This is a genomic window from Winogradskyella echinorum, from assembly GCF_014297365.1.
Lineage (GTDB): Bacteria > Bacteroidota > Bacteroidia > Flavobacteriales > Flavobacteriaceae > Winogradskyella > Winogradskyella echinorum.
On the sequence record NZ_JACOQD010000003.1, the window covers coordinates 150,238 to 169,121 of the forward strand.

The 18,884-nt window shown below is 33.5% G+C and carries 15 protein-coding genes; 12 read left to right on the forward strand and 3 right to left on the reverse strand.

Going from position 1 to position 18,884, the window contains the following annotated elements:
* Positions 1–41: 41 nt before the first annotated feature.
* Together H8K90_RS12535 and H8K90_RS12540 are read left to right on the forward strand one after the other, a co-directional pair.
* Complete coding sequence (locus H8K90_RS12535) at positions 42–812, forward strand: DUF6090 family protein (protein ID WP_186846481.1); 771 nt, start codon at positions 42–44, stop codon at positions 810–812.
* Between the two features lie 112 nt (positions 813–924).
* Positions 925–1,668, forward strand: coding sequence for a DUF6090 family protein (locus H8K90_RS12540; RefSeq protein WP_186846333.1), 744 nt, complete (start codon positions 925–927; stop codon positions 1,666–1,668).
* A 137-nt stretch (positions 1,669–1,805) separates the two neighbouring features.
* Here the strand turns inward: H8K90_RS12540 and H8K90_RS12545 are convergent, their stop codons facing one another.
* Complete coding sequence (locus H8K90_RS12545) at positions 1,806–2,225, reverse strand: nucleoside-diphosphate kinase (RefSeq protein WP_185789413.1); 420 nt, start codon at positions 2,223–2,225, stop codon at positions 1,806–1,808.
* 191 nt (positions 2,226–2,416) lie between these two features.
* On the opposite strand from H8K90_RS12545, the gene H8K90_RS12550 reads away from it, so the two are divergent.
* The 3 genes from H8K90_RS12550 to H8K90_RS12560 are packed head-to-tail and all read left to right on the forward strand — an operon-like array spanning position 2,417 to position 5,206.
* A complete protein-coding gene (locus H8K90_RS12550; protein ID WP_186846334.1) occupies positions 2,417–3,433 on the forward strand; it encodes a DHH family phosphoesterase in 1,017 nt (338 codons plus the stop codon).
* 35 nt (positions 3,434–3,468) lie between these two features.
* Complete coding sequence (gldI, locus tag H8K90_RS12555) at positions 3,469–4,002, forward strand: gliding motility-associated peptidyl-prolyl isomerase GldI (RefSeq protein WP_186846335.1); 534 nt, start codon at positions 3,469–3,471, stop codon at positions 4,000–4,002.
* Positions 3,995–5,206 carry a peptidylprolyl isomerase gene (locus H8K90_RS12560; protein WP_186846336.1) on the forward strand — a complete coding sequence of 404 codons (1,212 nt, stop codon included), beginning with the start codon at positions 3,995–3,997 and terminating at the stop codon, positions 5,204–5,206. Before gldI ends, H8K90_RS12560 begins: the two co-directional genes overlap by 8 nt.
* 60 nt (positions 5,207–5,266) lie before the next feature.
* Here H8K90_RS12560 and H8K90_RS12565 read toward each other — a convergent pair whose 3' ends face one another.
* Positions 5,267–6,730: an aminoacyl-histidine dipeptidase gene (locus H8K90_RS12565; RefSeq protein ID WP_186846337.1), complete on the reverse strand. Its 1,464-nt coding sequence runs from the start codon at positions 6,728–6,730 to the stop codon at positions 5,267–5,269.
* A 134-nt stretch (positions 6,731–6,864) separates the two neighbouring features.
* On the opposite strand from H8K90_RS12565, the gene H8K90_RS12570 reads away from it, so the two are divergent.
* From H8K90_RS12570 to H8K90_RS12580, 3 genes are all read left to right on the forward strand, one after another.
* The gene (locus tag H8K90_RS12570; protein WP_186846338.1) at positions 6,865–7,932 is read left to right on the forward strand and encodes a DUF3810 domain-containing protein; all 1,068 of its coding nucleotides are present in this window, start codon (positions 6,865–6,867) and stop codon (positions 7,930–7,932) included.
* A 215-nt stretch (positions 7,933–8,147) separates the two neighbouring features.
* Entirely contained in the window at positions 8,148–11,138 is a 2,991-nt protein-coding gene (locus H8K90_RS12575; protein WP_246457735.1) for an amidohydrolase family protein, read from the forward strand.
* 13 nt (positions 11,139–11,151) lie between these two features.
* Complete coding sequence (locus H8K90_RS12580; protein ID WP_186846339.1) at positions 11,152–12,462, forward strand: amidohydrolase family protein; 1,311 nt, start codon at positions 11,152–11,154, stop codon at positions 12,460–12,462.
* 116 nt (positions 12,463–12,578) lie between these two features.
* On the opposite strand, the gene H8K90_RS12585 is transcribed toward H8K90_RS12580, so the two are convergent.
* Complete coding sequence (locus tag H8K90_RS12585; RefSeq protein ID WP_186846340.1) at positions 12,579–13,379, reverse strand: DUF6503 family protein; 801 nt, start codon at positions 13,377–13,379, stop codon at positions 12,579–12,581.
* 68 nt (positions 13,380–13,447) lie between these two features.
* Here H8K90_RS12585 and H8K90_RS12590 point away from each other — a divergent pair, with 68 nt between their 5' ends.
* From H8K90_RS12590 to H8K90_RS12605, 4 genes are all read left to right on the forward strand, one after another.
* Positions 13,448–14,245, forward strand: coding sequence for a TrmH family RNA methyltransferase (locus tag H8K90_RS12590; RefSeq protein WP_186846341.1), 798 nt, complete (start codon positions 13,448–13,450; stop codon positions 14,243–14,245).
* 169 nt (positions 14,246–14,414) lie between these two features.
* Positions 14,415–15,647, forward strand: a complete 1,233-nt coding sequence (locus H8K90_RS12595) for a M48 family metallopeptidase (RefSeq protein ID WP_186846342.1) — start codon at positions 14,415–14,417, stop codon at positions 15,645–15,647.
* Between the two features lie 79 nt (positions 15,648–15,726).
* On the forward strand, positions 15,727–16,326 hold the full coding sequence (locus H8K90_RS12600; RefSeq protein WP_186846343.1) for a DUF6624 domain-containing protein: 600 nt from the start codon (positions 15,727–15,729) through the stop codon (positions 16,324–16,326).
* Positions 16,327–16,584: 258 nt separating this feature from the next.
* Positions 16,585–18,792: a RelA/SpoT family protein gene (locus tag H8K90_RS12605; RefSeq protein WP_186846344.1), complete on the forward strand. Its 2,208-nt coding sequence runs from the start codon at positions 16,585–16,587 to the stop codon at positions 18,790–18,792.
* The last annotated feature ends 92 nt before the right edge of the window (positions 18,793–18,884 follow it).

The following is an 18,884-nucleotide window of genomic DNA, read 5'->3' on the forward strand; positions in this document are numbered from 1 at the left end:
AAACAACCAACTTTTGCTTATTAACAATAAACCACTAACCAATGATAAAATTCTTTAGAAAAATTAGACAAAACTTACTTTCAGAAGGAAGAACTGGCAAGTACCTTAAATATGCCATTGGAGAGATAGTTTTAGTAATGATAGGAATTTTGCTGGCTTTACAAATCAACAATTGGAACACAGCAAGAAAGAACAACCAATTACAACTGACATACCTAAAAGGAATTCAAAACAACCTAAAAGAAGATAAAGCAGAACTAAATAGGCATTTTAAATCAGACACCCTTATTTTAGATGCTTACACGTATTTTATGAAGGCCAACTTAAAAACAGTTGCAGTATCAGAGCAAGAATTGATACCAATGATTTACAAAGTATTTAAAACATATTGGTTTGAAGGGCAAAATGTAGTCTTTTCTAATTTAACATCCTCTGGTGATCTTAACCTAATACAATCCGAAAGTATTCGTATTCAAATTCAAAAATATTATAGGCTATTTGTAGAGACTGAAAAGCAAGAATCGTGGCATAATGATCAGATATTAGCACTTTTAAAAAGTCTTTCTAAAGGTATAAATTTATATACATTTATTGAGCCTACATTTGAAAAACGCTGGCAATCCTATTCTGGCAATCCCGATATTTCTAATTTTTCTTTCGAGGAAGTTAATGAACTCACTACCCTTAGATTAGACACTTATAGTAATATCAAATCATTAATTTGGGCGAGTCATGTGGCCAGACTTAGATTGTATCAACAAGGAGAAATATTAGAAAAACAAATTGAAGATTATTTAATCGATCATCACTAACCAATGATAAAATTCTTTAGAATATCCAAACATAATTTTGCAAAGCAAAATCAAATGTCCTGTGGGCATTTGGTTGAGATAGCCGCTTGCGGAAGATTTAAAACCTTTAAACATGATTAAGTTCTTCAGACACATAAGACAACGACTACTCTCTGAAAATAAATTCGGAAAATATCTAACTTACGCCATCGGAGAAATAATTCTTGTAGTAATCGGAATTTTAATGGCATTACAAATCAACAATTGGAATGAGTCACGGAAAGAAAACGCATTAGCAAAAAATTACTACCATCGTCTTATATCAGATTTAAAAGCGGATAAAGCGTATGCCAATAGATATATCTCAAGAGTTGATTCTTCTCTGGTATTATACGATAACTACAGAAAAAGTTATAAAAAACCGAATTTAAGCCTTGCAGAAATTGTTCAAAATTTAGGTACAAATGACGTTTTAACATTAGATTTAGAGTTTAAAACAAAAACAATAGAAACCTTAATTAATACGGGTGATTTGCAAATATTAAACCCAAAGATAATGGATGTAATTACTGAATATAATGGTAGTAAAAACCAGATTGAAATACTTGCTAGGGACAACAATAAAGATGTTAATGATTTGTTGAAGAATTGTGCTTACAAAGGTGGAGTTCTACTTAATATTGAGAACTATCCTAATCAGCCAGAATTATTTAAAAAATTAGATTTTGATGATAGAATTCCAGATTTGATTATAGCATTTGAATCCTACGTTATCTGGAAACAAGCTGTGAATAGAACCAGCATTAAAGAGCTTACTAAAATTAATAAAACAGCAGATTCCATTATTGAAATTATTAATCTAGAATTAAAAAAATAATAAAAGCACAAACCATTAACCAATGGTAAAATTCTTAAGAAAAACTATACAGAAACTACGCTCTAAAAACAACTTAACGGTATAAAAAAAGACCATCCTTACAGATGGTCTTTCTTATGTATTATTAATACTTTGGCTTAAAACATCTCTCTACCAGAGAAATGAAAAGCGCCTTCAATAGCTGCATTGTCATCGCTATCACTTCCATGAACCGCGTTTTCTCCAATAGAAGCTGCATATAATTTACGGATTGTACCTTCTGCTGCATCTGCAGGATTAGTTGCTCCGATTAATGTTCTAAAATCTTCAACAGCGTTGTCTTTTTCTAATATTGCTGCTACAATAGGACCACGAGTCATATATTCTACTAATTCACCAAAGAATGGACGCTCTTTGTGTATACCGTAAAACTCTTCTGCATCTGCAGTTGTCATTTGTGTTAACTTCATTGCTACGATTCTAAAACCTGAAGCTGTAATTTTTTCTAATATTGCGCCAATGTGTCCTTTTTCAACAGCATCTGGCTTTAACATTGTAAATGTTCTGTTAGTTGCCATGTATTTTTTTTTAATGAGGTGCAAAAGTAATGCATTTCTTTAATATATCAAGTCTTTTTTGTCATTCCTACGTAGGCAGGAATCTAGCATCTAACTAAAAAGAAGATTCCTGCCTACACAGGAATGACAAGATTATTAATTTCATATTAAAACATTTTACCAAAGCTCTAAAAATTGTAAATTCGCTGCTTATGATTAAAGCACAAATTCCAGAAATAAAAGCTCTATTAAGTACACCTAAGAACATTATTATTGTTCCGCATAAAAATCCAGATGGAGATGCTATGGGTTCTACACTAGGCTTATATCATTATTTAAATATGTATAATCATAATGTGGTGGTTATTACACCCAACGATTATCCAGATTTTTTAAAATGGTTACCAGGAGATGACACGGTTCTAAAGTTTGAAACCCAACAAAAAGAAAGTAAAGCTTTAATCGACAAGGCCGATTTACTGTTTACATTAGATTTTAATGCGTTTCATCGTGCTGGTGATATGGAAGAAACTCTAGAAGTTTCTAAAGCCATTAAGTTAATGATAGACCATCATCAACAACCAGATGATTATGCAAAATATACCTATTCTGATGTAAGCATGTCTTCTACATGCGAGATGGTTTTCAATTTTATTGAAATGCTTGGAGATACAGACAAGATAGATGCAACTATTGCAACCTGTTTGTATGTTGGTATAATGACAGATACAGGCTCTTTTAGATTTCCGGCTACAACAAGTAGAACACATTTTGTTATTGGTAACTTAATTGAAAAAGGAGCAAACAACTCAGAAATACATAATAATATTTTCGACACAAATAGTTTTAGTCGATTACAATTGCTTGGCAGAGCTTTACAGAACCTTAAAGTAATTCCGGAATTAAGAACGGCATACATAACATTGTCTCAAGTGGAGTTAGATGAATTTAACTTTAAAAAAGGAGATACTGAAGGTTTTGTAAATTATGCACTGTCTTTAAAAGATATTATTTTTGCTGCCATATTTATTGAAAGTCAACAAGATGGCATAATTAAAATCTCTTTACGTAGTAAAGGAGCGTTTTCGGTTAACGAATTTTCGAGAGCTCATTTTAACGGTGGAGGCCACACCAATGCAGCTGGAGGACGTAGTGAAACTGATATGCAAACCACTATTGACAAATTTATTAGTATATTACCAACCTATAAACAAGAATTGTCCCAATAAACCCAATAGTTGGTATCAATTAAAAAGATTAAAAAATGAAAAACCTACTACTCATATTATGTCTATCGCTTTTTTGCTTTAGCTGTAAGTCTCCTGAAGCCAGAATGCCAGAATCGGTACAGTCTGGTTCTTTCTTAAAAGAATCTGCGGAACGCAACAGAAAGCTCAACGAATTAGAGCGTCAACAAATAAAAAACATTATAGAAAGTAATCCTGATAAAAACTATATCGCCTCAGAAAGTGGTTTTTGGTATTACTACACTAATGAAATTGAAAATGATACTTTACAACCTCAATTCGGAGATATAGTAGATTTCGATTATAACGTATCAACCATACAAGGATCTGAGATATATGCTACAGAAAACAGAACCTATGTAATGGATAAAGAAGAATTATTTACAGGTTTACGTGAAGGCTTAAAACTCATGAAACCTGCAGAAAGTGTCACCTTTATTTTTCCATCTCAAAAAGCATTTGGTTACTATGGTGATGAAAATAAAATAGGAACTAACATTCCTTTAATTTGCGAAGTAACATTAAACACAATAACTCAAAGAAATGATTAAAAATGCGCTTGCAACGTTAGTTGTATTATTAGTACTATCGAGTACATCTTGTCAAGAAAAATATCCAGATTTAGAAGATGGTATTTACGCCGAATTTGTAACAACAAAAGGTACAATGGTGGCAAAATTACATTACGATAAAGTGCCAGTTACCGTTGCTAATTTTGTTGCGTTAGCCGAAGGTAACCATCCTATGGCAGAAGAACAATATAAAGGAAAACCATTTTACGATGGTATCACTTTTCATAGAGTAATGGATAATTTTATGATACAAGGAGGTGATCCAACTGCTACAGGTACAGGAACACCAGGTTATAGATTTGCTGCAGATTTCTCTCCAGAGTTAAAACACGATAAACCAGGCATTCTTTCTATGGCTAATAGTGGAGGAATTAATACTAATGGTAGTCAGTTTTTTATAACTGAAGCACCTTATCCAAGAGGTGATGCTTTTGATGCCCAAGGAACAATGAAACCATGTGATCAAAGAGGTGTAAGTTGCCATTCTGTTTTTGGAGAACTTGTTAAAGGTCTTGCGGTGCAAGATTCTATTTCTAACGTAAAAGTGATGAATCCAGCTGCTAGAAATCATAAACCAGTAGAAGATGTGGTTATCACTAAATTAAATATCATTAGAAAAGGAAAAGAAGCTAAAGCTTTTGATGCGCCTAAAGTATTTGAAGAAGAGATGCCAAAAGTGGAAGAAAACATTAAAAAAGCGAAAGAAGAAGCGCAAAAAGCAATTAAAGCAAAAGCTGACCAAGCTAAACAAGAATGGTTAAAAAGTAATACAGAATTAACAGGACGACGCATTGAGTCGCCAACAGGAATGGCTATGATATTTACACATGAAGGTAATGGTGTAAAACCAACATCATCACAAAGAGTAAATATTGATTGTGCTGGTTATTTTGAGGATGGTACTTTATTCTGGACAACTTGGAAAGAAGTTGCCCAGAAAAACGGTAAGTACGATGAAAGACAAGATCAAGCAGGACGCTATGCGCCTTTCGATATGCCTTATAATGAAACTGCAACTTTAGTTGCCGGATTCAGAGAAGCTATGCTTAACATGAAAATTGGTGATAAAGCTCGTGTTTTTATTCCTTATTATTTAGGCTATGGAGAAAGAGGTAATCCGCCTGTGATTCCAGGAAATGCCAATATTATCTTTGATATTGAATTACCAAGTATAAAAGAGTAATAGTAGCATTATTAGATATAAAAAAAGCAGCCTAAGGCTGCTTTTTTTTGTTATCGTAAATTAAGCTTTCGGAATGTGTTTTAGTATCTCTAAAACAAATTCCCAATATTTTTGTGTAGAGGAAATTTGTGCACGTTCATCTGGAGAGTGCGCTCCTTTAATATTTGGTCCAAAACTAATCATATCCATATCTGGATAATTCTGTCCAAGTATTCCGCATTCTAAACCAGCATGGCATGCTGCCACATGAGGTTTTTCACCATTGTTTAAACGCTCATAAATTGGCACCATTACTTTTAAAATATCAGAATCCATATTTGGTGCCCAACCTGGATATTGACCAGAAAACGCTACTTCGCATCCTGTTAATTCAAAAGTAGCACGTAATGTATTGGCTAAATCTAATTTAGAGCTCTCAACAGAACTACGTGTTAAACAACCAATTTTAATAGAGCCGTCTTTTAAAATAACTCTAGCAATATTATTAGAAGTTTCTACTAAATCTTTAATATCTGGACTCATTCTATACACACCATTACAAGCAGCATACAGTGCTCTAGTGATTCCTTCTTGCACACCTAAATCCATTATTTTTTCTGGCGTATCAGTTTTAGAAACTACAATTTCTAAATCTGGTTCCATAGTTTTAAATTCTGTCTTTATAATGGCTGCTAGTTGTTTTAATTCGAGTTCAAAAGCAGCTTCATGTATAGCATCAATTGCTACTATAGCATTACTTTCTCTTGGTATAGCGTTACGTAAACTTCCGCCATCAATTTCAGAAATACGTAATCCAAAATTTTCAAAACCGTCAAACAGTAAACGGTTCATTATTTTATTAGCATTCCCTAACCCTTCGTGGATTTGCATACCAGAATGTCCACCTTGCAAGCCTTTTACCGTTATTGAATACCCTATTTTTGTTTCAGGAGTGTCTTCCTCATTATAAGTTCTTGTGGCAGTTACATCTACTCCACCTGCACAACCCACACCAATCTCATCATCTTCTTCCGTATCTAAATTTAAAAGAATTTCACCTTTTAGTAATCCTCCTTTTAAACCCATTGCACCAGTCATCCCAGTTTCTTCGTCTATTGTAAATAAAGCTTCTAATGCAGGATGCGCAATAGTATCACTTTCTAATATTGCCATAATTGTAGCGACACCCAAACCATTATCTGCACCAAGTGTTGTGCCTTTAGCCTTTACCCAGTCTCCTTCTATATACATCTCAATACCTTGCGTATCAAAATCGAAAACAGTATCATTATTTTTTTGATGTACCATATCTAAATGCGACTGCATTACAATTGGTTTTCTATCTTCCATCCCACTGGTAGCTGGCTTTCTAATAATTACGTTTCCTACCTCATCTACTATGGTTTCCAACCCTAAGTTTTCACCAAACTCTTTCATAAACTGTATGACACGTTCTTCTTTTTTAGAAGGTCGTGGTACTGCGTTTAAATCTGCGAATTTATTCCAAAGTTGTTTGGGCTCTAGGTTTCTTATATCTTGACTCATATTTTTATAATATTTAAGATTGTAAAATTACAAAATACCAATCATTATATTTTGTCATTCTGAACTTGTTTTAGAATCTCTTCACAACTTTGCGGCATTGCGAAAAACATCAAACTTTTCCCTATTTTTGAAGGATGCTGAAAAACAAAAAACTAATCTTAGTTATTTTCTTAGGAGTCCAAATCATTACGATTTCAATATTGAAAAATTATCCAGAATTCGTAGAACAATTTTACAGCAATGGACTATATGTTTTCTTATCTAAACTTATGCGTTATGCTTTTGGATGGTTACCGTTTTCAGTTGGAGATATCTTTTACACCTTAGCAGGAATATACATTATTAGATGGTTAATAATAAACCGAAAACGCATCCTTAATGACACAATTAAGTGGCTTTTAGATATTGGTGCCACCATATCTATTGCCTATTTTGCTTTTCATATGCTTTGGGCTTTTAATTATTACAGGCAACCTTTATATAAGTCCTTAAATTTAGAAGCAGAATATACAACAGAACAGTTAATTACATTTACAGAAAAGTTGATAGAAAAGTCTAACTCAGTTCATACTCAACTTACAAAAAATGATACTTTAAAAGTTGAATTACCTTATACTAGAGCCGAAATATTCAACAATGTAAAAAACGGTTACGATGAATTATCTAAAACCTATCCACATCTTAACTATCAACCTACAAGCCTAAAAAAATCTATCTACAGTACACCATTAATTTATATGGGCTTTTCTGGATATCTAAATCCTTTTACCAATGAAGCGCAAGTGAGTAGATTGATGCCTACTTACAAATTCCCAACAACGTCTTGCCACGAAGCTGCTCATCAATTGGGTTATGCCGCAGAAAATGAAGCTAATTTTATTGGAAGTTTAGCAGCTATTCATAACGACGATATTTATTTTAAATATTCTGGGTACACCTTTGCATTACGTTATTGCTTAGCTGAAATATATAAAAGAGAACCTGAGACTTATTCTAATATACTTTCTACGGTCAACAAAGGAATTATTAAAAACTATCAAGAAGTACAAGATTTTTGGATGGATTATGAAAATCCTATTGAACCCTTCTTTGAAAAAACTTTTGATAGCTTCTTAAAAGCAAACAATCAATCAGCTGGCATGAAAAGTTATAGTTATGTGGTTGCGCTTTTAGTTAATTACTATGAAGATAAAACACTTTAACAATCTAATTATATTTGGTTGCCTAAGTTGTAAAAAATCGTATGTATCATTCTGAATACAGCGAAGCATCTCTTAAACCCCATATTTCATTAATAAGATTCTTCACTGATATCTCATTCTGAATGACAGAATTAAAACGTTAAAATATTCTAATTAAATTTTCGTTAAGCCTATAATTCATATCTTTAGTGAACTAATTTAACCAACTCAATTATATGATAAAAGTACATTTACGGCTGCTCATTTTTATGTGCAGTTTCTCTTTATTTGCACAAGATTATTTTCCAAGTAATACAGGAGTAATAGCAAATAATTCCAACTACACAGCATTTACAAATGCTACGATTCACGTTTCACCAACCGAAGTTATAGACAACGCAACACTCCTTATTAAGGATGGTAAAGTTGTTAGTGTTGGTAAATCTGTTAACATTCCAAAGAATACAACAACGGTAGATCTTTCAGGAAAAACCATTTACCCTTCTTTTATTGATATGTACACTGATTTTGGAGTGCAAAAACCTAAACGTGGAGGAAGTGGTCCTCAATATGGAGCCAGTAGAAGTGGGTTCTATTGGAACGACCATGTAATGCCAGAACAAGATGTAATGGCTAGTTTTAAATATGATGCAAAATCGGCTTCAGAATTACACAAACTAGGCTTTGGTGTTGTAAACACACATATGCCAGATGGTATTGTGCGTGGCACAGGAGCTTTAATTGCACTAAATAATAATGCAGATAACTCGCAACGCGTAGTTGATGGTGAGACTTCTCAACATTTATCTTTCAGTAAAAGTGTAACGTCTCGTCAGTCGTATCCATCATCTATAATGGGAAGCATGGCTTTACTGCGCCAAATGTATAATGATGCAAAATGGTATGCAGGTGGAAATATTGATACTAAAGATCTTTCGCTAGAAGCATTAAATGGTAATAAGAATCTACCTCAAATTTTTGAAGCTGGTAGTAGAGCAAATCTTCTACGTGCTGATAAAGTAGGTGATGCCTTTAACATACAATACACTATTGTTGGAGGTGGTGACGAATACGAACGTATTAACGAAGTTAAAGCTACCAATGCCGCAATTATTCTTCCTATAGATTTTCAATTGGCTTATGATGTCGATAATCCATTTTTGGCTTCAACATTATCATTAAGTGATATGCGCTCTTGGAATCAAGAACCTCATAATCCTAGATTACTAGCGGAAAACGGAATTAAATTTGCCTTGACTACTCATGGTCTAAAATCTAAAAAATCGTTTAAATCTAACTTAATGAAAGCCATTGAAAGTGGACTTTCAAAACAAAAAGCCTTAGAAGCTTTAACAACTATTCCTGCAGGTTTGTTAGGGAAATCTGATGTACTAGGAACATTAAAGTCGGGAAGCTACGCTAATTTTTTAATAACCTCTGGAGATGTTTTTGACAAGAAAACTAAGCTTTATGAAAACTGGGTTCAAGGTACACCTCATGTTATTGCAGATATGAATGTAAAAGACATTGATGGTGATTACAATTTTAAATTAGCTGGTAATGATTATAAACTTTCAATCTCTGGTAGTGATAGCAAACCTAATGCAAAAATAGAGTCTGGTGACAACAGCTTAGGTACTAAAATGAGCTATACAGATGATTGGGTAAACCTAACTTTTAAAACGGCTGATAGTACTAAAAAAGAATACATAAGAATTGTTGCAAATTCTGCTAATGGCAATACCCTTAACGGAAAAGCAACCATGCCAAACGGAAATGTATTGTCATTCTATGCTAATAAAATACAAAATGAAGAGGGAGATAAAAAGGATGCTAAAAAAATGATGGATTCTAAATCTGAAGATTCTTTTATGAGTCCGATTACCTATCCTAATTTGGCATACGGTTTTAAAGAAAAACCGAAAGCTGAAAGCATCTTGTTTAAAAATGCAACCGTATGGACCAATGAAAAGGATGGTGTTTTAGAAAATACTGATGTTTTAATTAAAGACGGTAAAATTTCGAAAATTGGTAAAGATTTATCCGATAGAAAAGCAAAAGTAATTGATGCTACTGGCAAACATATTACGGCTGGTATTATAGATGAGCACTCGCATATAGCGGCTGCATCTATAAATGAAGGAGGTCAAAACTCTTCTGCAGAAGTTACTATTGAAGATGTTTTAGATGATGAAGACATCGATATCTACCGCAATTTAGCTGGAGGAGTGACATCGATTCAAATTCTTCATGGTTCTGCCAATCCTATTGGTGGACGTTCGGCCATTATTAAATTAAAATGGGGAGAAGCTGCAGAAGATTTAATCTATGACAATTCACCAAAGTTTATAAAATTCGCTTTAGGTGAAAACGTAAAACAATCGCGTAGCCGATCAAATGCTCGTTTTCCACAATCGCGTATGGGAGTTGAGCAAGTCTTTGTAGATTATTTCAGTAGAGCAAAAGCTTATGACGAACTTAAGAAAAGCGGAAAGCCTTATCGTAAAGATGCTGAGATGGAAGTTTTAGCAGAAATATTGAACAAAGAACGTTTTATCTCTTGTCATTCTTATGTACAAAGTGAAATTAATATGTTGATGAAAGTTGCAGAGCAATTCGATTTTAATGTTAATACATTTACGCATATTCTTGAAGGCTATAAAGTAGCAGATAAAATGAAAGCTCATGGAGTTGGAGGTTCTACCTTTAGCGATTGGTGGGCTTATAAATACGAAGTTAATGATGCTATACCATATAACGCAGCCATTATGCATAATGCAGGAGTAACAGTTGCTATTAATAGTGATGATGCGGAGATGTCGCGTCGTTTAAACCAAGAAGCTGCTAAGTCTATAAAATATGGTGGAGTTAGTGAAGAGGAGGCGTTAAAGTTTGTTACGTTAAACCCAGCGAAACTTTTACACTTAGATGATCGTGTTGGTAGTCTTAAAGTTGGTAAAGATGCTGATGTTGTCTTATGGACAGATCACCCTTTATCTATTTATGCCAAAGCAGAAAAAACGATTATTGAAGGAGTTACCTATTTCGATTTAGAAAAGGACAAGCAAATGCGCGACGCCATTAAAAAAGAAAAAAGTGAATTAATTAACTTAATGCTTCAAGATAAAAATAAGGGCTTAAAAACGCAGCCTGTAACTAAGAAAGAAAAGAAATTGTTGCATTGCGATTCAATGGATAACGAGCATACATCACACAATCACAATTAAAACTATATAGAAAATGAAACTTTTAAATAAAATAAATATCGTATTGTTTTTGTTGTGTACCTCGTTAAGTTTTGCGCAACAAACACCAGCATCAAAGCAAACTAAAGATTTTGCTATTGTAGGTGCAACTGCACATATTGGAAATGGAACTGTTATAGAAAATAGTGTAATTGTTGTAAGTAATGGAAAAATTACCACAATAGGACCAGAAGCTTCTACACCACTTACCAGACAAGCTATGGATATTATAGATGCTAAAGGCAAACATGTGTATCCTGGATTTATTGTTTCTAACGGCACATTAGGTTTGGTGGAAGTAGATGCCGTAAAAGCATCTGATGACTTATCTGAAATGGGCACTTATAATCCACATATTAGAAGTATTATTGCTTACAACACTGAATCTAAAGTTGTAGAATCTATGCGACCAAATGGTGTGCTACTAGGGCAAGTAGTACCAAGAGGTGGGCGTATTTCTGGAACATCTTCAGTTGTACAATATGATGCTTGGAACTGGGAAGATGCTGCAATTAAAATGGATAATGGTATTCATGTTAATTGGCCAAGTAGTTTTAGTAGAGGACGTTGGTGGCTTGGAGAAGATCCTGGTTTAAAACCTAATAAGAATTATGCAAAGCAAGTAAAAGAATTAGGAGATTATTTTAACGAGTCTAAAAGTTATAATAAAGGTAATAAAGAAGAAAACCACTTACCTTTTGAAGCATTAGCTGGTTTGTTTGATGGTTCTAAACATCTATACATTAATGCAGATGATGAAAAGAGTATCACTGATGCTGTAAACTTTGCGAAGTCACAAGGAATTTCTAAGATTACTATTGTTGGAGGTTACCAAGCCGGAAATATTACAAATTTCTTGAAACAAAATAATGTCTCTGTCATGTTACAACGTGTTCACTCGCGACCTCAATTAGAAGATGATGATTACGACTATTCATTTAAACAAGCTAAAAAATTAGTTGATGGTGGTGTCTTAGTGGCTTTAGAGCCAAGCGGACAAATGGAACGTATGAATTCTCGTAACCTACCATTTTATGCTGGTACAACGGTAGCTCATGGGCTAACTAAAGAACAAGCATTACAATTAATCACTCAGAATCCTGCAAAGATTCTGGGTATTGATGATATGTATGGTACACTAGAAGTTGGTAAAAGTGCTACACTTTTTATTAGTGAAGGAGATGCATTAGACATGCGAACTAATAAGGTATCAAAAGCCTTTATTGATGGAAGAGGTTTAAGTCTAGAAACCCACCAAACCGAACTTTGGAAACGGTATTCTGAGAAATATAGCAATCAAGATTAAAACAAAAAGCGAACTGAGAAGTTCGCTTTTTTCTTTTGTGTCATTCTGAACTTGATTCAGAATCTAAATATTGTACGAGAATCTGAAATAAATTCAGATTGACAAAAATATGAGTATTATTCTATCGCTTTTGCTCCTTCAGGCATTGTAAACAACTTTGCATCTGGTGCATTTTCAGAAAGTACTACATCTGTAAACTCAACGGTATTTCGTTTTTCAGTTGGTACATTGTTTTCATATTTATACCAATCTACACTTTTTGGTACGACTAATCCATTAACGGTTTGCCAATTGTTATATCTAATAAAATGAAAATCTTTGCTCTTTCCATCTTTGCCAAAAGTTACCGTATAGGCTAACCATTGCATTTGGCCTGTTTCAGCATCGTAATAAATAATATACTGATCGTCTGGAGATTCTCCAATACCTGCTTCGTAAGAAATTAAAATACCTGGATACGTTTTGTCTTCAAAAGTTAACGGTTCTGCTTCCTCATAGATAATACCATCATCACCAACTATAAAAGGCATTGTATAAAAATACATCATTAAACCTTTATAGAACTTAGCTCTACTACCATCATTTTTATTCTCACCTTTTTCTTTAATCCAAATAGAAGTTCCGTCATAACCTTGCATATGCGTTGGCATATCGATTAACTCTGCTCTACTCTTTAAATTAGTCGTTGTTATTTCCTTTCCATTTGGCTTTTCCATGGTAAAAGAAAGTGTCTGCATTTTGTTCCAATTATCAATACCTCCATGCGCATCGAAAACTTTAGAAATACTTTCTGGATAAATACTTGTTGTAATGTCTTCTTTTTCTACAGTCTCAATAACGGTCGATTCTGTTTTTGTTTCATTTTTACAGGCTGTAAAAACGATGGCTAAAAGAAAAATAAATACTGTTTTTTTCATGATGTGGTTTTTAGTTGATGCTTTTGACGTTTTAAGTACTGTAAAATTACACTACTTTTGCTTAATCTATGAATAAGTTAATCACAAGTCCACAAAACCCATTAATTAAGCAGCTTTCTCAGCTTAAAGAAAAATCTCGAGATCGCAAAAAAACGGGTTTATTCTTAATTGAAGGTAAACGCGAATTATCATTAGCGATTAAAGGTGGTTACAAAATCGACACCTTATTATTCTTTCCAGATTTATTTTCTGAAAGCGAAGCTAAAGCCATGAGCAGTTATGGTATTGAGATTATTGAAATCTCGAAAGAAGTATTTCAAAAATTAGCGCATAGAGATACAACAGAAGGCGTTATTGCTGTAGTGAAATCTAAAAATCATCAACTTGAAGATTTAAAATTAAAAGCTAAAAACCCTTTAATTCTTGTGGCTGAAGCACCTGAAAAACCGGGAAATATTGGTGCTTTATTACGTACTGCTGATGCCGCAAATGTTGATGCTGTGATTATTGCGAATCCAAAATCAGATTTATACAACCCAAATATTATTCGGTCTAGTGTTGGTTGTGTGTTTACAACAGAAATAGGAATGGCAAGTTCTGAAGATGCAATAGCTTTTCTACAGAAATACAATTTCAATATTTTTTCGGCAATTCTTCAAGAATCAGAAGTCTATCATACCCAAGATTTCACGTTACCAACAGCTATTGTGGTGGGTACCGAAGCGACAGGTTTAACACAGGCATGGAGAGATGCCGCTACTCAAAATATTAGCATACCAATGCAAGGAGTTATAGATTCTATGAACGTATCTGTTGCAGCAGGAATTCTTATTTTTGAAGCAAAACGACAACGAAATTTTAAATAACCAAAAACGTCAGTTCGAGTGATTTTCGAAGTATGAGAAAATTGTATCGAGAACTATTTAAAGGAATAGACTTCTCGATAGCTCTACTGAGCTCTGTCGAAGTACAAAATTCCTAAAAAAGGAATTTCACTCGAAGTGACTAGAATTATACATAATAATAAACGATTACATGACAGCACAAACCCTATTCTATATTATTATCGGAATTATAGTAGTAAATTTCATCAAAGATAAAATCCTCGATGCCATAAACGCTAAACATTACAACGACCCAATTCCTGAAGAATTAAATGATGTTTACGACAAAGACGAATACCAAAAGTCGCAAACCTATAAAGCAACTAATTACCGATTTGGGATATGGGCTTCACTATTTTCAATAGTACTAACTTTAGCGTTTCTTTTTTTAGATGGATTTGAATATGTAGATACTATTGCTAGAAGTTATTCTGATAAGCCTATTATCATTGCTCTCATATTTTTTGGCATTATAATGATAGCCAGTGATATAATAACGACTCCATTCGCATACTACAAAACCTTTGTAATTGAAGAGAAATTTGGCTTTAATAAAACCACAAAAAAACTATTCATATTAGATAAACTAAAAGGTTTGCTGATGACAGCAATTATTGGTGGTGGCATCATTGCGCTTATTATTTGGTTTTACCAATTAACAGGAAATCAATTTTGGTTATATGCTTGGGGAATTGTAACCGTTTTCACTGTATTTATGAATATGTTTTACTCCCGATTAATTGTACCCTTATTCAATAAGCAAACACCTTTAGAAGAAGGTGACTTGCGCAATAAAATTTCTGAGTATGCTAAATCTGTTGGTTTTAGTCTCAATAAAATCTTTATCATCGATGGCTCAAAACGCAGTACAAAAGCCAATGCGTATTTCTCTGGTTTTGGTTCTGAAAAGCGTGTAACATTATACGATACTTTAGTTAACGATTTAGAGGACGACGAAATTGTTGCCGTTTTAGCTCACGAAGTTGGGCATTACAAACGTAAGCACATCATTTTTAACCTAGTGACCTCTATCCTACTCACTGGATTGACCTTGTATATTTTATCCATATTTATATCTAACCCATTGTTATCTAATGCTATTGGTGTAGCAACTCCAAGTTTTCATGTTGGGTTAATTGCCTTTGGGTTACTCTACTCACCTATCTCCGAAATAACAGGGTTAATAATGAATTACGTCTCTCGCGTCTTTGAATACCAAGCAGATGATTACGCCAAAAGCACCTATAAAGCAGAGCCTTTAATTACATCATTAAAAAAGCTCTCTAAAAATAGTCTCAGTAATTTAACACCACATAAAGCTTATGTATTTATGCATTATTCGCATCCAACGCTTTTAGAACGTGTAAGGAATTTGAGAAAATAATCGATTAACTTTGTAAAAATTTTCAACTAACTTCGTTAACCCTTGTTATGGGCAAGTTGAAGACAACACAATTAGCAGAATGAATTACAACGAAATTGCAGAAAAAATAATCGAACTGAAAAATGCTGATTTGGAATTTCGTGAAAAGCTAATTGAAAGTGGAAAACTTGGTGAAGGCTACAATAAAGAAATGGCTGAAATTCACAACAAAAATGCCAAAACTCTGAATGAAATAATAAACAAAATAGGTTATCCAACGCTTGATAAAGTTGGCAAAGAAGCAAATGAAGCAACTTGGTTATTAATACAACATTCTATCGGACAACCTAATTTTATGAAAAAATGTGTGAAATTATTAGAAATTGCTGTTCATCAAAATAAAGCCAATTCAAAAAATTTAGCGTACTTGACTGACCGAATCGCAGTTTTTGAGAGCAAACCACAACTTTATGGAACTCAATTTGATTGGGATGAAAAAGGAGAATTGAGCCCTAATATTTTTGATGACTTGAAAAAAGTGAATCAAAGGCGAAAATCTATTGGACTTAATTCAATTGAAGAACAAACTAAAATTATAAGAAAACAAGCTAAAAACAATAAACAATCGCCACCGAAAGACTTTGAAAAAAGAAAACAGGAAATTGAGGAATGGAAAAAAACTGTTGGTTGGACAAAATAAAACCAGCCCATAACAATAGCTATAATTAATACGAGTTTTGGTTTTTAATTCAAAGTTTAGTGTATTTTTATAATGTCCGCCAAATCTTTTGATTTAGCTTTAAAAAATAAAATAAAAAGTTTAGGCTAATTTCTTAATCGGAAATTAATGGTTTATCTATTCCCGCACTAATCATAGCCGAAGCCGTTAACGAAACCACCTAAAATTTCCCTAAAAAAAACCATTGCCCATTAAAAACCAATTCACTACTTTAGTTCTATGACTGAAGAAGCCATAGAAAAAGAAAATAAAGCCATTGCTAAAGCTTACAAAGAATTACTAAAGGTAAGCTATCAGACGTTGACGGAAGACGATAAAAAATTAATTCGTCATGCTTTTGATGTAGCTGTTGATGCGCATAAAGACCAACGACGCAAGTCTGGTGAGGCTTATATTTTTCATCCTATTGCAGTAGCTAAAATTGTAGCACAAGAGATTGGACTTGATGCCACATCTATAGCTGCAGCTTTGCTACACGATGTAGTAGAGGACAATCCAGATTACACCATTGCAGATATGGAACGTCTTTTTGGTGAAACCGTTGCCAGAATTGTAGATGGTCTCACCAAAATTTCTTCGCTAAAAAAAGATATGGATGTGTCGCTTCAGGCAGAGAATTTCCGTAAAATGTTATTAACGCTCAATGATGATGTGCGCGTTATTATTATAAAAATCGCAGATCGTTTGCACAATATGCAAACTATGGATTCTATGCGGCATGACAAACAAGTTAAAATTGCATCCGAAACATTATACATTTACGCTCCTTTAGCTCATAGAATTGGGCTTTACAACATTAAAACAGAACTCGAAGATTTAGGATTAAAATACACTGAACCAGAAGTATACAATGATATTGCTGAAAAAATGCAAGAGAGTAAAGAGGAGCAGGACACTTATATACAATCGTTTTCTAAAGTCATTGAAAAATCATTAAATAAAGAAGGCCTTAACTACGAAATAAAAGGACGACCAAAATCCATTTTTAGTATTAGACGGAAAATGGTAAAACAAGGGGTTTCCTTTGATGAAGTTTATGATAAGTTTGCGGTTAGAATTATATATAAATCTGATTTAGAAAATGAAAAATTTCTAGCTTGGAAAATATATTCTGTAGTAACGGACCATTTTACTCCAAACCCGATTCGACTTCGCGATTGGATTTCGTCACCAAAATCTACAGGTTACGAGGCGCTACATATTACGGTTGTTGGTCCTAAAAGTCGTTGGGTAGAAGTTCAGATTCGAAGTGAACGTATGAACGAGATTGCCGAAAAAGGCTATGCTGCTCATTATAAATACAAAAACAAAGAAGACAAAGAGGATAATTTAGACATTTGGATTAACCGATTACAAGAAGCTTTAGAAAATAACGAGGCAGATGCAGTTGACTTTGTGGAGCAGTTTAAGCTCAATCTTTATTCTAAAGAAATCTTTGTGTTTTCACCAAAAGGGGATTTAAAATCCTTACCAAAAGGAGCTACTCCACTCGACTTTGCGTTTAGTATCCATACCGAAGTTGGTATGAAAACTAGAGGTGCTAAAGTTAATGGTAAATTAATGCCTCTTAGCCATGAGTTGCAAAGTGGTGATCGTGTAGAGATTTTAACCTCAGAAAATGCTAAACCCAACTCTAACTGGCTCGATTATGCGACTACTGCGAGAGCCCGAAGCAAAATAAAATCAGCATTAAATGCAGATACCAAACTAATTGCTGAAGAAGGCAAAGAAATTTTAAGACGAAAACTAAAGCAGCTTAAAATTACATTGAATGAAAAATCAATTAATGAGCTTGTTAATTATTTTAAATTAAAAACGTCTTTAGATTTATTTTACCGCGTTGGTATTGGAACTATAGATAACACAAAATTAAAAGCCTTCGCTTCATCTCGAAGCAATGCTTTTATGAGCTATATTAAAAACAGAATTCGTAAACCAGAAGTTCCGAAAGACATCGATAAAGATGAAATTACTTCTAAATACGATATGCTGGTTTTTGGTAAGGAAGAAGAACGACTTAATTATACATTAGCTAATTGTTGCAATCCAATTCCTGGTGATAAAGTTTTTGGTTTTGTAACTATAAATGATGGTATAAAAGTTCATAAAAAGAATTGTCCAAACGCTGTAAGCTTGCAATCTAATTACGCATACAGAATAATGCAAGCCAAGTGGATAGACTCTTCTCAGCGAGTTTACACCTCACAAATTACGCTATCTGGAATTGATAATCTTGGCTTAGTAAACGATATTACGAGTTTAATTTCGGATAATTTACATGTTAACATGAAAAGCATCAGTTTTTCTAGTGACGATGGTATTTTTAATGGAAAGATTACGGTTGAAGTTAATAACCAAACCATGTTAAAAAACCTTATTGACAAGCTCAAAAAGATTAATGGTATTGATAAGGTGACAAGAGTGTAATTTTTTAGTTTTTAACCATTCTTGAAAACTTGTTCATTTCTTTCTCTTTTAATGCTAAATTATACAATTCATATCCTATAAATTTATGTAAA

Coding starts and splice junctions, on each gene's coding strand:
- H8K90_RS12560 (WP_186846336.1), top strand. CDS start 3,995: ATGATTAAAAATGCGCTTGCAACGTTAGTTGTATTATTAGTACTATCG.
- H8K90_RS12575 (WP_246457735.1), top strand. CDS start 8,148: ATGATAAAAGTACATTTACGGCTGCTCATTTTTATGTGCAGTTTCTCT.
- H8K90_RS12605 (WP_186846344.1), top strand. CDS start 16,585: ATGACTGAAGAAGCCATAGAAAAAGAAAATAAAGCCATTGCTAAAGCT.
- H8K90_RS12595 (WP_186846342.1), top strand. CDS start 14,415: ATGACAGCACAAACCCTATTCTATATTATTATCGGAATTATAGTAGTA.
- H8K90_RS12545 (WP_185789413.1), bottom strand. CDS start 2,225: ATGGCAACTAACAGAACATTTACAATGTTAAAGCCAGATGCTGTTGAA.
- H8K90_RS12540 (WP_186846333.1), top strand. CDS start 925: ATGATTAAGTTCTTCAGACACATAAGACAACGACTACTCTCTGAAAAT.
- H8K90_RS12550 (WP_186846334.1), top strand. CDS start 2,417: ATGATTAAAGCACAAATTCCAGAAATAAAAGCTCTATTAAGTACACCT.
- H8K90_RS12600 (WP_186846343.1), top strand. CDS start 15,727: ATGAATTACAACGAAATTGCAGAAAAAATAATCGAACTGAAAAATGCT.
- H8K90_RS12570 (WP_186846338.1), top strand. CDS start 6,865: ATGCTGAAAAACAAAAAACTAATCTTAGTTATTTTCTTAGGAGTCCAA.
- H8K90_RS12565 (WP_186846337.1), bottom strand. CDS start 6,730: ATGAGTCAAGATATAAGAAACCTAGAGCCCAAACAACTTTGGAATAAA.
- H8K90_RS12585 (WP_186846340.1), bottom strand. CDS start 13,379: ATGAAAAAAACAGTATTTATTTTTCTTTTAGCCATCGTTTTTACAGCC.
- H8K90_RS12535 (WP_186846481.1), top strand. CDS start 42: ATGATAAAATTCTTTAGAAAAATTAGACAAAACTTACTTTCAGAAGGA.
- gldI (WP_186846335.1), top strand. CDS start 3,469: ATGAAAAACCTACTACTCATATTATGTCTATCGCTTTTTTGCTTTAGC.
- H8K90_RS12580 (WP_186846339.1), top strand. CDS start 11,152: ATGAAACTTTTAAATAAAATAAATATCGTATTGTTTTTGTTGTGTACC.
- H8K90_RS12590 (WP_186846341.1), top strand. CDS start 13,448: ATGAATAAGTTAATCACAAGTCCACAAAACCCATTAATTAAGCAGCTT.